Consider the following 15,183-nt stretch of genomic DNA (forward strand, 5'->3'; position numbering starts at 1 on the left):
GAGGCCGCTGACCAGCAGTGTTGCACTCACAGTCGATGTGAAGGAGACATCATGGGTGCCCTGCTCCAGCGCCGGGACGTTCGGAAGGCCACGTCCGTGTGGCACGGCCCGCTCAGCTACTGCGCGGCGGCGATGGCGGTGCTGGCCGTCGTCTGCGCGATCGGGCTCGTGGTGGACGGGCGGACGCTGATGGGCCAGGGGGTGTGGCTCAAGCCGTTCAAGTTCGCGATCTCCCTCGGACTGTACTCGCTCACGCTGGCCTGGATGATCGGTCAGGCCCGGCGGTGGCGGCGGACGCTGTGGTGGCTGGGCACGTTGACCGTGGGCGGCTTCCTCCTCCCGGAGATCACGGCCATCACCTTCCAGGCGGCCCGGGGCGTCCGCAGCCACTTCAACTTCGCCACCGGGCTGGACGAGACCGTGTTCATGGTCATGGGCGGCGCCGCGTACCTGGGCTGGCTGCTGACCTTCGCGGCAGGCGTCCTCCTGATCGCGCAGCGCCGGGTGGACCGCGCGATGGCGTGGGCGATCCCGCTCGGGCTGGCCGTCTCGCTCGCGGGCATGTCCATCGGCTACCTGATGACCGCCCCCACCCCCGGCCAGGCGGAGGGACTGGCCAAGGGGCTGAGCCTGACCACGATCGGCGCGCACAGCGTCGGGGCGCCCGACGGCGGCGCCGGCATGCCGGTCACCGGGTGGGAGACGGGCGCGGGCGACCTGCGGGTGGCGCACTTCGTCGGCCTGCACGCCCTGCAGGTGCTCCCGCTGGTCGCGATCGGCCTGCGCCTGCTCGCCCGGCGCTTCGCGGTCCTCGCCGGCGCCGGCACCCGTACCGCTCTGGTGATCGTCGCCGCGTTCGGGTACGCCGGGCTCACCTGGCTGGTGCTGTGGCAGGCGCAGCGCGGCCAGGCCCTCGTCCACCCCGACGCGCTGACGCTCGGGGCCGCCGCCGCTCTCGCCGGGCTGGTGTCGGCGTGCGCGACCACGATCCTGGCCGTCTCCTCCCGGCGCCGCGCGCCGTCGGCCGGGCTCGGCGGACGGCGCCGCGTCCCCTCCGCCGCCTGAACCGACCGTGGGACCCCGGCCCGGCACCCGGGGCCCGCACCCGACTCCCGGCTCCCGGCTCCCGGCGGCGAAGGGGCGTCTCCTAGGCTGCACGGGTGCACACGCGGGGGAAGCTGATCGTTGGCGTGGTGTTCGCGGGCTTCGCGAGCGTCTATGTGGCGGCGGGATCGCCCCTGGCACTGGGCGTGTTCGCCGCGCAGGTCGCCTTCGTCCGGTGGCGGTCGTGGTGGCTGATCCTCCTGCAGGCCGCTCTGGCGTACGGGTCGGTCCTGCTGTCCGGCTCCTCCGTCGGCGTGCTCGGCTTCGTCGGCGGGTCGTTGCTGCTGACCCGGCTGTGGCCGCTCGCCCTGGCGGTGGCGGCGAGCGCCGCGCTGCTCGGCCCGATCGACCCGGTGATCAGCATGGTGCTGATCTCCCTGATCGTCTACGGCCTGACCAGGATGATCGACCGGATCGACGAGGTGAACGCGGCCAGGCTCGCGCTGGCGGTGACGGCGGCGGCCGAGGAGCGGCTGCGCATCGCCGCCGAGCTGAGCGCGGGCCTGGGCAGGGCGCTGGCCACGATCGCCGACGGCGCCCGGAGCGGCACCCCCGACGTGGAGACCGCCCGCCGCTCGCTGGCCGACGCCAGGGCCGCGGCGGCGAGCTACCGGGCGATGTCCCTGGCTCCCGAGATGTCCACCGCCAAGGCCATGCTGACCGCCGCCGGCGTCACCGTGGACGTACGCGTGGGGCACGCCGAGCCGCTGGGCCCCGCGGGAGCGCTCCTGGCGGCGGTGCTCCGGGAGGCCGTGACGGAGATCGTACGGCGGCGCACGGCCACCACCTGCCGCGTCGAGACCGTCACGGAGGCGGGCACGGTACGGCTGCGCGTCTCCCACGACGGCGCGCGCACGGCCGGCGACGAGAGCCTCGGCGACCTGCCGGCCCAGGTCGAGACGGCAGGCGGCACGCTCACGGTCGGGCTCACCGACGACGCGATGGTGACCGTGGAGGCGAGGCTGCCCACCACGGTCACCGAGCCCGCCCACGACACCTCCTGGGGCGGCAACGTGCTGCCGACGGCGCTGCTGGCGGCCGTCCTCGTGGGTTTCTCGGCCAAGGCGCTGCTGGTGGCCGGCTCGCTCTGGCCGGCGGCCCCGCTGGCCGTCATCGTCTTCATGCAGCTCCGCTCGGTCGAGGGGCGGCACCCGGTGGCGCTGTCGATCATGGCGGTGCTGACGTTCGCGCCGATCCCGCTGTTCGGGCAGTCCTGGCTGGGAGTGGCGGGATTCCTGGCGGGGCCGATCCTGCTGGCCTTCCCGTGGGCGGTGGCGCTGCCGCTGGTGGCGGCCGTCGTCGCGGTGGTCGCCGCCGCCGCCGTGCTCCTCGGCCTGCCGATCCCGCCGACCGTGAACTACGCGATCAGCACGGTCGTCACCGGCCTGGTCGTGTACGGCCTGTTCAAGCTCGCCCAGCTGGCCAGGGAGCTGCACGAGTCGAGGGACGGCCCCGCCCGCGCGGCCGTCGTCGAGGAACGGCTGCGGGCCGCCCGCGACCTGCACGACCTCCTCGGACACACCCTGGCCGCGATCCTGCTCAAGTGCGAGCTGGCCCGCCGCCTCGACCCCGAACGGGCGCGGAAGGAGCTCGACGACGTCCTGTCGATGACCGAACAGGCGACGGAGGACCTGCGAACGGTGTCGGGCGGGCACCGGGAGCTGTCCCTGGCCGGCGAGGCCGAGTCGGCCCGTTCGCTGCTGGCGACCGCGGGCATCGACGTCCAGGTCGACCTGGGCCACGACGCCCTCGCCGGGGAGGCCGACACCACGCTCGGCATCGTGCTCAGGGAGGCCGTCACCAACGTCCTGCGGCACAGCTCGGCCCGCCGGTGCACGATCGCGACCTCCGTACGGGACGGCGTCGTACGGCTGAGCGTGCGCAACGACGGGGCACGCGCCACGGAGGGCCGCCGCGGCTCGGCCGGGATCGGCAACCTCACCACCCGGCTGACGGCGCTCGACGGGCGGCTGGCCGTGTCCCAGGAGGACGGCTGCTTCGAGCTGACGGCCACGGTCCCGGTCTAGATCCAGCCCGCCTCGGTGGCGATGCGTACGGCGTCGGTGCGGTTGCGGGCGTTGAGCTTGGTGACGATCGCGGTGATGTAGTTGCGGACGGTCCCCGCGCTCAGGAAGAGCCGGCCCGCGATCTCCGTCGCCTCCGCCCCCTCCGCCACCAGCCGCAGGACGTCGGCCTCGCGCGGGGTGAGCGGGTTGTCGGCCAGGTTCCACGCGGTGAGGGCGAGCGAGGGGTCGAGGACGCGTTCGCCCCGCGCGACCTTCCTGATCGCGCCCGTCAGCTCCTCCGGCGAGGCGGTCTTCAGGATGAAGCCGTCCACCTGGGAGGCGAGCGCGCGCCGGAGGTGGCCCGGCTTGCCGTGGCCGGTGAGCATGAGCGTGCGGGTGCCCGGCAGCTTCGCGCGCAGCTCGCCGGCGGCGTCGAGGCCGTCGATCGCGCCGGGCATGTCGACGTCCAGAACGGCCACGTCCGGCCGGTGGACCAGGGCGGCGGCGACCACCGCGTCCCCGGACTCGACCGCCTGGACGACCTCGATGTCGGGCTCGATGCTGATCAGGGTCACGAGCGCTTCCCTGATGACGTGCTGGTCCTCGGCCAGGAGAATGCGGATCACCTGACCATTATGTCCGGATCATGATGAGGTCATGGCAGGGTCGTGACCGGCTCTCTGGTGGCTGAAAGCGCAGATCAGCAGGCTTGAGGCATGACAGAAGCAGTGCGGTTGGACGCGGTGAGCAAGGTGTACGGCAGGGGCCGGAGCGCGGTGGCGGCCCTGCGCGAGGTGTCGATCGGCATCCCCCGCGGCACCTTCACCGCCGTCATGGGCCCCTCGGGCTCGGGCAAGAGCACGTTCCTGCACTGCGCGGCCGGGCTCGACGTCCCCAGTTCGGGATCGGTACGCCTGGGCGGCACCGATCTGGCGGGCATGGACGAGAACGCGCTGACCGAGCTCCGGCGGCAGCGCGTCGGCTTCGTGTTCCAGGCCTTCAACCTGGTCTCCGCGCTGACCGTGACGGAGAACATCACGTTGCCGCTCATGCTGGCCGGAGCCCGGATCGACCAGGGCTGGCTGCGGGAGGTCGTACGCAGGGTGGGCCTCGACGGCCGGGCCGGCCACCGCCCGGCCGAGCTCTCGGGCGGCCAGCAGCAGCGGGTGGCCATCGCCAGGGCGCTGGTGACCAGGCCGGAGGTGGTGTTCGGCGACGAGCCGACCGGCGCACTGGACACGATGACCGCCCGCGACGTGCTGACCCTGCTGCGGGAGGTGGTCTCCGGGCTCGGCCAGACCGTGGTGATGGTCACCCACGACCCGGTGGCGGCCTCGTACGCCGACACCGTGCTGTTCCTGGCCGACGGCCGGATCGTGGACTCGATGACGGCTCCCACCGCCGAGAAGGTGGCCGGGCGCATGACCGGGCTGGGGGCGTGGAACTGATGATCTCCTTCGCGTTGCGGATGCTCCGCCACCGCAAGGCCGGATTCGCCGGCGCGTTCGTGGCCCTGCTGTGCGCGGCGGCGCTGGTGACGGCGTGCGGGATGCTGCTGGAGACGGGCCTGCGCGGCGGGGTCGCGCCCGAGCGGTACGCCGGCGCCCCCGTGATCGTGGCGGGCGACCAGTACGTCCGGCAGACCAAGGAGAGCGGCAAGGAGAAGGCCAAGCTCCTGTCCGAGCGCAGGTGGATCCCGGCCGCCCTGGCGGGGGACCTCGCCCGCGTGCCCGGCGTGACGAAGGTGGTCACCGAGGTGACCTTCCCCTACGCCGAGTTCACCGCCCACGGCTGGGAGTCGGCCGCGCTGACCCCGTTCACGCTGGCCGAGGGGCGCGCTCCCAGGGCCGCGGACGAGGTGGTCGTGGACGCCCGCCACGCCGGCCGGGCGGTCCCCGGCCACCGCGTGGTGGGGGTCACCGCGCAGGCGCTGCCCGGCCAGGACACGATCTTCTTCACCACCGCCGAGGCCCGCCGCCTGGCCGGACGCGACGGCCTGGTGACGGCGATCGGCGTCTGGCCCGGGGTCGGGATCGCCGTCAAGGGCGCCGTGGCCTACACCGGCGACGAGCGCGGCGCGGTCGAGTTCCCGGGGGCGGAGAACGCCCGGGTCAAGCTGATCAGCCTGGGCGGCGCGCTCGGCGGCACCTCGCTGCTGGTGGCGATCCTCGTCGTGGTGGGCACGTTCGCCCTGGCCATGCAGCAGCGCCGGCGCGAGATCGCCCTGCTGCGAGCCGTCGGCGCCATGCCGCGGCAGGTCAGGCGGATGGTCGGCGGCGAGGCCCTGCTCATCGGCGCGGTCGCCGGGGCGCTCGGCTCCGGGGCCGGGATCCTGCTCGGGCTCTGGCTGCGTTCCAGGTTCGTCGATCTGGGCGCCATGCCCGCGAACCTGCGCCTGGTGGTCAGCCCGTTCCCCCCGATCGTCGCGGTCGTGACCACGCTGGTGGCCGCGTGGGTGGCGGCGCGCGTCTCCGCCCGCCGTACCGCGCGGATCAGGCCGGTCGAGGCGCTGGGAGAGACGGCGATGCCGGCCGCCGGGATCCCGCCGGTGCGGCTGGTCGCGGGCCTGCTCGCCCTCGGCGGCGGCGTGGCCCTGACGATCGTGCTGTCCGGCCTGAACACCGAGGCGGCCTCCAGCCCCGTCACCATGCTGACCGCGCTGGTGTGGACGATCGCGGTCGCCCTGCTCGGCCCGCTGGTCGCGCGGGCGGTGACGGCGCTGCCGCTGCGCGCGCCCGGCGTGGCCGGCTACCTCGCGCGGAAGAGCCTGCGCGCCGGCACCGGCCGGCTGGCCTCGGTGATCACGCCGTTGACCCTGATGACGGCGATGACGTGCACGATCCTGTTCGTGCAGACCACGATGGGGCATGCCGCGCAGAACGAGCTGAGCGCAGGTGTCAGGGCCGGTCACGTGCTCGGGCCCGGCTCCGCTGCCGCCGCCGCGCGCCGCGTGCCCGGCGTGCGGGCCGTCACGGAGGTGCTGCGCACCTCGGTCAGGATCGATCTGGAGAAGTACGCGGTCCAGGCCGTCACGCCCGAGGGCCTGGACCGGACGATGGATCTGGGCGTCGTGGCGGGCTCGATGGACGGGCTCGGCGACACCTCGGCGGCAATCAGCCGCACCGCCGCCGACCGCCTGGACGCCGGCCTGGGAGACCGGCTCAAGCTGGTGCTCGGCGATGGCACCCCCGCCGAGGTGCGGGTCGTGGCGATCTACGCCCGCGGCCTCGGCTTCGGCGACCTGACTCTCTCCCGGGGGCTCGTCGCGGGCCACGTCGACGACCCGCGGGGCACCGTCCTGGTCTCCGGCGGGGACCGCGAGGCGCTCCGGCGGACGCCCGGCGTGACGGTGCTCGACGGGGCCGGGACGGCGCAGGTGGAAAACCCCAACGCGGCGGTCACGTACGTCGCCATGGGCCTGATCATCGCCTTCTGCGCGATCGCCGTGGTCAACACCCTGGCCATGTCCACGCTGGCCAGGTCCAGGGAGCTCGCCCTGCTGCGGGTGGTGGGCACGACGCGGCGGCAGGCGGCGCGGATGCTGCGCGCGGAGACGCTGACGGCGACGGTCGTCGCGGTGGCGCTCGGGACGGCGATCTCGCTGGTCACGCTGGCCGCCTTCAGCGCGGGGATGACGGGGTCGGCGCTGCCGTACGTGCCGCCGGCCACGTACCTCGGGGTGATCGCCGCCGTGGCGGCCCTGGCGCTGGCGGCCACGGCCGTCCCTGGCAGGTTCGCGCTGAGCTCCCGCCCGGCGGACACGCACGGAGCACGCGAGTAAGGGACCGGGTCTCAGGCGGGCAGCCAGCGGACCCAGCCGCCGTGCATCGCGGAGAACGCGACGGGACGTCCGTCGAGCGCGAGCGCGTAGGTGACGACGTCCGCCGGGGGCCGCTCGCCCAGGCGGGCGTCGACGCTCGGAAGGACGCCCGGATCCTCCTGGGAGATCCAGTGGCCGCCGAGCCGTCCGACCTGCGCCACGAACGCGGCGCGGCCGGCGTCCGGCACGTAGTAGAGCACCGCGGTGTGGTAGACGACGAGCGTGGCGTCCGCGGGCGCCTCGGCGGCCACCTCCGCGAGGCGCGCGTTGAGGTCGCCGCGCACGACGCGGGGCGGATCCGGGCGCGCCAGGTCGATGGCGGTGTCCAGGCGGCGCAGGCGGTCGTGCTGCTCGGGCCAGACCAGCGTCCGCAGCCATCGCACGTCGTCCGGGTCGTTGACGTCGAGGGGGTTGAGGTCGATGCCGGCCCGCCACGCGACGCTCACCGCGCCCGGCTCGGCGAAGCGCGACCCGCCCTCGGTGCGGCAGCGCAGCCGCAGCGGGCTGTCCACGGCCCCGGCCAGGCGCCCGTCGTAGTCGTAGCCGTAGCGGTCGGGCAGCAGGCACAGCCCCGCCGACGCGCCGGCCTCCAGCAGCGCCAGCGGCTGCGGGAGCGAGGCGAGCAGCGGGTAAAGGGCGGCGCACCGGGCCGGCTCGTTGGTCTGGGTACGGCGGGAGAGCATCGTGGCGACGACCGCGTCCCGGTGGTCGAGCACTGTCCGGCGGAACCCCTGGTAGTCGGCAGGAGTTCCCGCGACGTACCGGGCGGCGGCGAAGAGCAGGTTGGGCTGCCGCTTGGCGGGCGGGAGGCCGTACAGCAGCGCGATCAGGTCGCGATCGCCGGCCACCCCGGAGGCGAGCTCCTCGTACAGCGGCGAGGCCCCGCGGGCCTCCCTCGACGCGAAGCGCCGGTACTCTTCCGCGATCGTCGGCTCCATGATCGGCACTCTAACGAGGCGGCCCGCCCCCGGGAACGGGCGGGCCGATCCCGGTCACTTGCGATAGATGTGGATGTTCTTGATGTAGTTGTCGCTGCGCGCCGACATCCCCTCCCGGCCGTAGAGGCCGCACTTGAAGTAGTGGGTGGCGTCCCCGCGGTCGTTGAAGCTGATCCGGTACTGACGGTTCACGAAGACGTGGATCTTGCCGGTGCCGGTCTCGTGGACGACGTTCAGCCGGAGGTACCTGTCGTACACCGGGGCGTAGATCTGGGTCGCGGAGTCGTAGTAGTTGATGCTGTCGGTGTTCATGGCCAGCGTCATGAACGCCGTCGCGGACGTGGCGCCGCCGAAGACCTGCATGACGCACATCCGATGGGCGCCCGCCCCGATCTTCATGTCGCACTCGAACTGCGCGTCGCCCGAGGTGTAGTCGTTGTGGAAGCGCAGCTCGCTGCGCGGGCCCGAGTCCTGGCCGGGGAAGGTGCTGGGGTCGGTGTCGTACACCCAGAAGTGGTGCTCGCCGGTGGCGGCGTCGTACGTGTGGCGGGTCCTGTCGGGCGGCTGGTGGACGGAGTAGCTGGGGGAGATCTCCGTCCAGCCGGAGCCGATGGGGCCCGCCAGGGCGGCGGCCCGGGCCGGCGGTGCGCCGCCGAGGAGCGGGACGGCGAGACCGGCCATCGTGCCGCCGAGCACCGCGCGGCGGCTGGGTGCGTGATCCATGGATTCCTCCTAGATGTGGAGCCGGAGTACGGCGGAGTGGGCGTGGCCGCGGGTGCCGCCGACCGCGAGGAGACCAGCCGCACCAGGAGTTGCGAAACCTTGCGAAACATCAATCTGCCGGAAACGTAGGCGAAACGTCCGATGTCGTCAAGAGCTCGGTCAAGACGGCAGACTTAGGGGGCGGGAGGATGTGGAACAGTGGACGACATCACGGTGGAGCGGCGGAGCACGATGGCCGACATCGCGGCGCAGGCCGGGGTCTCGGTCTCGACCGTGTCGAAGGTGCTGCACGGAAGGTCGGATGTCTCCGCGAAAACCAGGGGCAAGGTCCAGCGGCTGCTCGGCCAGCACGGCTACACGCTGCCCGGCCGCTACGAGCGCCCCGGCGGCCTGATCGAGTTCGTCATCAACGAGCTCGACAACCCCTGGGCGGTGGAGCTGATCCGCGGCGCCGAGGAGGCGGTGCAGGCCGAGGGCATGGGCCTGGTCGTCTCGGCCGTGCACAAGCGGAGCAACCTGGCCCGCCAGTGGCTCGACGACCTCGCCACGCGCGGCTCGCTCGGCGCGATCCTGGTCATCTCCGAGCTCTCGGCCGACCAGGAGCGTGAGCTGCGGCGGCTGGGCATCCCGTTCGTGGTGGTGCAGCCGTCGGTGGACGAGGGCCCCGACGTCCCGTCGGTCGGATCGACCAGCTGGAACGGCGGCTTCACCGCGACCAGGCACCTGATCGAGCTCGGCCACCGGCGGATCGCGATGATCACCGGCCCCGCCCACCGGCTGACCTCGCGGGCCCGGCTCGACGGCTACCGCGCCGCGCTCGACCAGGTCGGCGTCGAGGTCGACCCCGCCCTGATCCGGCACGGCGACTACAGTCACGAGCCGGCCTACCACCACGCCCTCGAACTGCTGGACCTGCCCGCCCCTCCCACGGCCGTCTTCGCGGGCAACGACCTTCAGGCGCTGGCGACGTACCGGGCGGCCCGCGTGCGCGGCCTGCGCGTGCCGGAGGACCTGAGCGTGGTCGGGTTCGACGACCTGTCCTTCGCCCAGTGGATCGCCCCCACGCTCACCACCGTGCGCCAGCCCCTGGCGAACATGGCGGCCATGGCCGCCCGCATGCTGATCCAGCTCATCAACGGCCAGGACCCGGAGACGCCGCGGGTCGAGCTGGCGACCAGCCTGGTGGTCCGCGAGAGCACCGCGCCGCCGGGAGGCGGTCCCCGGCCCTCAGACGAGGGGTGAGAAAAAAAGAGAAAACTCGGCGGCTGGTTTGTCGATCCGGCTGGGGGGAGTTCGACGCGTTGGTGAAGACCTCTCAGGAAGGAAACGCCATGCAGAAGATCACCACGTTCCTCTGGTTCGACAACCAGGCCGAGGAGGCCGCCGAGTTCTACATCTCGCTGTTCAAGGACTCTCGCGTCCTCGACGTCACGCCCGGGCCCGCCGGGACGGCCATGGTGGTGACGTTCGAGCTGGCCGGGCAGCGGTTCATCGCGCTGAACGGCGGCCCGGAGTTCAAGTTCAACGAGGCCGTCTCGCTGTATGTCGACTGCGACTCGCAGGAGGAGGTCGACGAGCTGTGGGCGAAGCTCACCGAGGGCGGCGAGGAGTCGCAGTGCGGCTGGCTGAAGGACAGGTACGGCCTGTCCTGGCAGATCATCCCGACCCGGCTCCAGGAGCTGCTCGGCGACCCCGATCCTGAGCGGGCGCAGCGGGCCATGAAGGCCATGCTGGGCATGCGGAAGATCGACGTCCGGGGCCTGGAGGAGGCCGCCGCCGGCTGAGGCGACAGCGGGCGGGCCGTCCCGGCCCGCCCGTCGATCGGAAAACGACCTACCGGGCCAGCGGCTTCTCGTAGCAGCGGGTCAGCGGGGCGTCCACGTACTTCCCGTACGGCTCGATCGGCCGGTACGCGCACCGCTCGTACAGCGCGATGGCCTCGGGCTGCCGCAGCCCGGTCGCCAGCCGCAGCCGCCGGTAGCCCAGGTCCCAGGCCAGCCCCTCCAGCGCGGTCAGGATCGATGTGGCGATGCCGCGCCCGCGGTACTCGGGCAGCACGTACATCCGCTTGAGCTCCCCGGTGAGGTCGTCCACGTGCTGCACGGCGCCGCAGCCGACGGCCTGGCCGTCCACCGAGGCCACCAGGAACCGGGCGCCCTCCTTGACCCGCGAGCGCCCCTCGGGCCCGTAACGCGCCACCAGCTCCGCGAACGCCGCGTCGAGCAGCACGGCCAGCTCGCCGTCCGCGGCGGACCGCTCTTCGATCAGCATGCCGATATGTTAGGGATCGCCCCTTAGAGGCCGAGCACCTGGGCAGGCTCGGCGATGACCTGCTGGATGATCAGCCCCGCCGCGCCCAGCACGGCGGCGTCCGCGCCGATGCCCGAGACCACGAGGGCGGGCGGCGTGCCGCGCATGGCGCCCAGCCTGGTGCCGAGCCCCTCCGCCACCGGCCCTTCGAGCCACGGGAAGAGCGGCGCGTAGATCCCGCCCAGCACGATCCGGCCCGGGTCGAGCAGGTGCACGGCCGAGGTGAGCGCCACGCCGAGCGCGTGCCCGGCCCGCCCGCACGCCTCCAGCGCCCGGCGATCCCCCGACTCCAGCCGCGTGACCAGCTCGGACACCGATGGCAGCGCCCCGAGCAGGGCGTCCTGGCCGGCGTAGACCTCCAGGCAGCCCCGCCCGCCGCACCTGCACGCGGGCCCGTCGGGTACGACGACCACGTGGCCCAGCTCGCCCGCCAGCCCGAACGTCCCCCTGAACACGGTGCCGCCCACCACGAGCCCGGCGCCGATGCCGATCTCGCCGGACACGTAGAGGAAGTCCGTCTCCCGCGAGCCGAACCACAGCTCGCCGAGCGCCGCCAGGTTCGCCTCGTTGTCGATGGCGAAGGGCGGATCGACGAGGTCCGGCACGCGCACGTCCCGCCAGCCGAGATGCGGCGCGCTGCGCAGCACCTCACCCTCGACCGTGCCGGGCACGGCCAGGGCCGCGCCGATGATCCGCAGCCCCTCCCGCTCGGCCTCGGCCGTCGTCTCCTTCACGAGGTCGCGCAGGCTCCCGAGGATGTCCGAAGGGTCGGAGTTGCGGTTGTCGGCCGGCCGCGTACGGCGCAGCCGCACGGCCCGGGTGAGATCGACGACGCAGGCGGCCAGGTAGTCGATGTTGATCTCCAGCCCCAGCGTGGCGACCCGGTGGCCGCTCAGGCTCACCGCCACGCCCGGCCGCCCCCGCTCGCCGCCCCGCACGGCCCCGCCCTCGGCCACCACCCCCGCCTCGATCAGGTCGGACACCAGGCTGGACACGGTGGTCTTGGTGAGCCCCGTCATCTCGGCGAGCGCGGCCCGGGTGTGAGGTCCTGATCCGTGGATGGCGCCCAGGACTACGGCCAGGTTACGGGCACGCATGGAATCATGCCGGACCCCTCTTGACGCCACCATGCCCGCCTCCTCAGGATTATGTACAGATTATGGACTAAACAGAGAGGCGCCCTCAAATGTCCGATTTCATCCCGACCCCGACCGACCAGTTCACCTTCGGCCTCTGGACGGTCGGCTGGCAGGCGCGCGACCCCTTCGGCGACGCCTCGCGGGCGCCGCTCGACCCGGTGGAGACCGTCCACAAGCTGTCGGAGCTGGGCGCGTACGGCGTCACGTTCCACGACGACGACCTGCTCGCCGTCGAGCCCGACCGGGACAAGGCCATCGCCGCGTTCAGGAAGGCCCTGGACGAGACCGGCATGAAGGTGCCGATGGCCACCACGAACCTCTTCACCCACCCCGTCTTCAAGGACGGCGCGTTCACCAGCAACGACCGCGACGTCCGCCGGTACGCGCTGCGCAAGGTGATCAGGAACATCGACCTGGCCGCCTCGCTCGGCGCCAGGACGTACGTGTGCTGGGGCGGCCGCGAGGGCGCCGAGTCGGACGCGGCCAAGGACGTCAAGGCCGCGCTCGACCGCTACAAGGAGGGCCTGGACACGCTCTGCTCGTACGTACGCGAGCGCGGCTACGACCTCCGCTTCGCCCTCGAGCCCAAGCCGAACGAGCCCCGCGGCGACATCCTCCTTCCCACGATCGGCCACGCCCTGGCGCTGATCAACGAGCTGGAGCACCCGGAGATGGTGGGCCTCAACCCCGAGGTCGGCCACGAGCAGATGGCCGGGCTCAACTTCGTGCACGGCATCGCCCAGGCGCTGTGGCAGGGCAAGCTCTTCCACATCGACCTTAACGGCCAGCACGGGCCCAAGTACGACCAGGACCTGATCTTCGGCCACGGGGACGTCAAGAGCGCCTTCTTCCTGGTCGACCTGCTGGAGAACGGCGGCTACGACGGCCCCCGCCACTTCGACTACAAGCCGCTGCGCACCGAGGACGCCCAGGACGTGTGGGACTCGGCGGCCGCGAACATGCGCACCTACCTGATCCTCAAGGAGAAGTCGCGGGCCTTCCGCGCCGACCCCGAGGTGCAGGAGGCTCTGCGGGCCTCCCGCGTGGACGAGCTCGCCCAGCCCACGCTTGCGCCGGGCGAAACCTGGGCAGACCTGGCCAAGGACGACTTCGACCCCGAGGTGGCCGCCGCTCGCGGCTTCCACTTCACCCGGCTCAACCAGCTCGCACTCGAGCACCTCCTGGGGGTACGCGGATGACGAAACCGATCAGTGTCCAGCTCTACACCGTCAGGGACGCGCTGGCGGCCGACCGCGACACGGTGCTGAGCCGGATCGCGGAGATCGGCTACCAGGCCGTCGAGCCCTACGACCCCACGACGGACCCCAAGGGCTTCCGCGAGGTCGCGGACGACCTGGGGCTGACGGTGTCGAGCACGCACGCGTACGCGCTGCTCAGCAAGGAACCGGCGGAGGTCTTCGACGCCATCGCCACGGTCGGCACCGACCTGGTGATCATCCCCGGCGGCATCGCACACGAGGAGTTCACCACGCGCGACGGCCTCTCGCGCACCGCCGACCTGCTGAACGGCCTGGCCGAGCAGGCCGCCGGCTACGGGATGCGGATCGGCTACCACAACCACTGGTGGGAGATCGAGCCCGAGATCGACGGCCGGCACGCCCTTGAGGCACTGGCCGACCTGCTCGCTCCCGAGGTGTTCCTGGAGATCGACACCTACTGGGCGGCGGTGGGCGGCGCGGACGTGCCCGCCCTGCTCGGCCGCCTCTCCGAGCGCGTCCTGGCGCTGCACGTCAAGGACGGCCCGGTGGTCAAGGGCGAGCCGCACACCGCGGTGGGCCGGGGCGTCATGCCGGTGCCCGAGATCCTCGACGCCGCTCCCGACGCCTGGCGCATCGTCGAGCTCGACGAGTGCGCGACCGACGTCTTCGCCGCTCTCGCGGACAGCCACGCCTACCTCACCACCCTGGAGAGCTCTTGAGCAACGGCCCCATCGGCGTCGCCCTGGTCGGCGCCGGGAACATCAGTGGCCAATACCTCCGAAACCTCACCACCTTCCCCGACGTCCGCGTGCTGGGCCTGGCGGACATCGACACCGAGCGGGCCGCCGCGGTCGCCGCCGAGCACGGGGTGCCCATGTCGGGGACCCTCGCCACCGTCCTGGCGGTGCCCGAGGTCGAGATCGTCGTCAACCTCACCGTCCCGTCCGCGCACGCGGCCGTCGCGCTGGAGGCGCTGCGCGCCGGCAAGCACGTGTACGGCGAGAAGCCGCTGGCCATGAGCGTGGACGAGGCCGCCAAGGTCATCGCCGAGGCCGCGAACCTGGGCCTGCGGGTCGGCGGCGCCCCCGACACGTTCCTGGGCGCCGGGCTCCAGTCGGCCGTGCACGCCCTGCGCTCCGGCCTCATCGGCGAGCCGGTCGCCGTCACGGCCGCCATCCAGAACCTGGGGCCGGAGTCCTGGCACCCCAACCCCGAGTTCTTCTACCAGCCGGGCGGCGGCCCGCTGTTCGACCTCGGCCCCTACTACCTGACCGCCCTGGTCTCCCTGCTCGGGCCCGTCACGCGGGTGGCGGCCGACACCCGCAAGGCGCACGCGCAGCGCGTGGTCGGCTCGGGGCCGAAGGAGGGCAAGATCTTCCCGGTGGACGTCCCGACGCACGTCAACGCGCTGCTCGACTTCCCGGGGACGGCGACGGCGACGGCCACGTTCAGCTTCGACTCGCCGATCCCCCGCCGGACGATCGAGATCATCGGCACCGAGGGCGCGCTGTCGCTCCCCGACCCCAACACGTTCGAGGGCCCGCTGCTGGCCCGGGGGCTGCGCGACCCTGACTGGCGCGAGCTGCCGGTGTCGGGCACCACGGCCGGGCGCGGCATCGGCGTGCTCGACCTGGCCAGGTCGCTCCGGGCGGGCACGGAGCACCGGGCGTCGGGGGAGCTGGCCTTCCACGTGCTGGAGCTCATGTGCGCCATCACGGAGTCGGGCGAACGCGCGGAGTTCCGGCCCATCGCCTCCACCTTGACCGCTCCTGACCCGTTCCCCGCCGACTGGGACCCGCACGCGGCCACCCTTTGACGGACCCCCACCCGGCCGCCCCGGCGCCGGGTGGGCCACCCCCGGACGGCGACCTGGCGGGTTTGAACGCCAACGCGTTGGCTTGGGCGACGGCGAGGCGCAAGAAT

At 72.9% G+C, this 15,183-nt stretch carries 14 protein-coding genes; 9 read left to right on the plus strand and 5 right to left on the minus strand.

The genetic code is table 11. The annotated features are described in order from the left end of the window. Nucleotides 1–51 precede the first annotated feature (51 nt). Entirely contained in the window at nt 52–1,065 is a 1,014-nt protein-coding gene (locus ABZS69_RS31425; protein WP_355378901.1) for a hypothetical protein, read from the plus strand. A 95-nt stretch (nt 1,066–1,160) separates the two neighbouring features. Beyond that, a complete protein-coding gene (locus tag ABZS69_RS31430) occupies nt 1,161–3,131 on the plus strand; it encodes a histidine kinase (RefSeq protein WP_355378903.1) in 1,971 nt (656 codons plus the stop codon). Here ABZS69_RS31430 and ABZS69_RS31435 read toward each other — a convergent pair. Further along, nucleotides 3,128–3,736, minus strand: a complete 609-nt coding sequence (locus tag ABZS69_RS31435) for a response regulator transcription factor (RefSeq protein ID WP_355378904.1) — start codon at nt 3,734–3,736, stop codon at nt 3,128–3,130. The genes ABZS69_RS31430 and ABZS69_RS31435 overlap by 4 nt on opposite strands. A 90-nt stretch (nt 3,737–3,826) precedes the next feature. On the opposite strand from ABZS69_RS31435, the gene ABZS69_RS31440 reads away from it, so the two are divergent. Together ABZS69_RS31440 and ABZS69_RS31445 are read left to right on the plus strand one after the other, a co-directional pair. Further along, complete coding sequence (locus ABZS69_RS31440; RefSeq protein ID WP_355378905.1) at nt 3,827–4,558, plus strand: ABC transporter ATP-binding protein; 732 nt, start codon at nt 3,827–3,829, stop codon at nt 4,556–4,558. Next, entirely contained in the window at nt 4,558–6,891 is a 2,334-nt protein-coding gene (locus tag ABZS69_RS31445; RefSeq protein WP_355379029.1) for an FtsX-like permease family protein, read from the plus strand. The genes ABZS69_RS31440 and ABZS69_RS31445 overlap by 1 nt, the downstream gene beginning before the upstream one ends. Before the next feature lie 11 nt (nt 6,892–6,902). On the opposite strand, the gene ABZS69_RS31450 is transcribed toward ABZS69_RS31445, so the two are convergent. Next, nucleotides 6,903–7,868 carry a DUF2332 domain-containing protein gene (locus ABZS69_RS31450; RefSeq protein WP_355378907.1) on the minus strand — a complete coding sequence of 322 codons (966 nt, stop codon included), beginning with the start codon at nt 7,866–7,868 and terminating at the stop codon, nt 6,903–6,905. A gap of 54 nt (nt 7,869–7,922) precedes the next feature. Further along, nucleotides 7,923–8,591 (minus strand): polysaccharide lyase family 7 protein, encoded by a 669-nt coding sequence (locus ABZS69_RS31455; RefSeq protein ID WP_355378908.1) that lies wholly within the window; start codon nt 8,589–8,591, stop codon nt 7,923–7,925. Nucleotides 8,592–8,822: 231 nt separating this feature from the next. Between ABZS69_RS31455 and ABZS69_RS31460 the strand changes: the two genes are divergently transcribed. Then, nucleotides 8,823–9,833, plus strand: a complete 1,011-nt coding sequence (locus ABZS69_RS31460; protein ID WP_355379030.1) for a LacI family DNA-binding transcriptional regulator — start codon at nt 8,823–8,825, stop codon at nt 9,831–9,833. Between the two features lie 89 nt (nt 9,834–9,922). Continuing rightward, a complete protein-coding gene (locus ABZS69_RS31465; protein ID WP_355378910.1) occupies nt 9,923–10,375 on the plus strand; it encodes a VOC family protein in 453 nt (150 codons plus the stop codon). Nucleotides 10,376–10,424: 49 nt separating this feature from the next. On the opposite strand, the gene ABZS69_RS31470 is transcribed toward ABZS69_RS31465, so the two are convergent. Then, nucleotides 10,425–10,862 (minus strand): GNAT family N-acetyltransferase, encoded by a 438-nt coding sequence (locus ABZS69_RS31470; RefSeq protein ID WP_355378912.1) that lies wholly within the window; start codon nt 10,860–10,862, stop codon nt 10,425–10,427. Between the two features lie 23 nt (nt 10,863–10,885). Then, nucleotides 10,886–11,998, minus strand: coding sequence for an ROK family transcriptional regulator (locus ABZS69_RS31475; protein WP_355378914.1), 1,113 nt, complete (start codon nt 11,996–11,998; stop codon nt 10,886–10,888). 89 nt (nt 11,999–12,087) lie between these two features. Between ABZS69_RS31475 and xylA the strand changes: the two genes are divergently transcribed. The 3 genes from xylA to ABZS69_RS31490 are packed head-to-tail and all read left to right on the plus strand — an operon-like array spanning nt 12,088 to nt 15,076. Further along, the gene (gene xylA, locus ABZS69_RS31480; RefSeq protein WP_355378916.1) at nt 12,088–13,239 is read left to right on the plus strand and encodes a xylose isomerase; all 1,152 of its coding nucleotides are present in this window, start codon (nt 12,088–12,090) and stop codon (nt 13,237–13,239) included. Next, nucleotides 13,236–13,979: a sugar phosphate isomerase/epimerase gene (locus ABZS69_RS31485; protein ID WP_355378917.1), complete on the plus strand. Its 744-nt coding sequence runs from the start codon at nt 13,236–13,238 to the stop codon at nt 13,977–13,979. The genes xylA and ABZS69_RS31485 overlap by 4 nt, the downstream gene beginning before the upstream one ends. Beyond that, nucleotides 13,976–15,076 carry a Gfo/Idh/MocA family oxidoreductase gene (locus ABZS69_RS31490; RefSeq protein WP_355378919.1) on the plus strand — a complete coding sequence of 367 codons (1,101 nt, stop codon included), beginning with the start codon at nt 13,976–13,978 and terminating at the stop codon, nt 15,074–15,076. The genes ABZS69_RS31485 and ABZS69_RS31490 overlap by 4 nt, the downstream gene beginning before the upstream one ends. Nucleotides 15,077–15,183 lie beyond the last annotated feature (107 nt).

Source organism: Nonomuraea sp. NPDC005650 (assembly GCF_040605375.1).
GTDB lineage: Bacteria > Actinomycetota > Actinomycetes > Streptosporangiales > Streptosporangiaceae > Nonomuraea.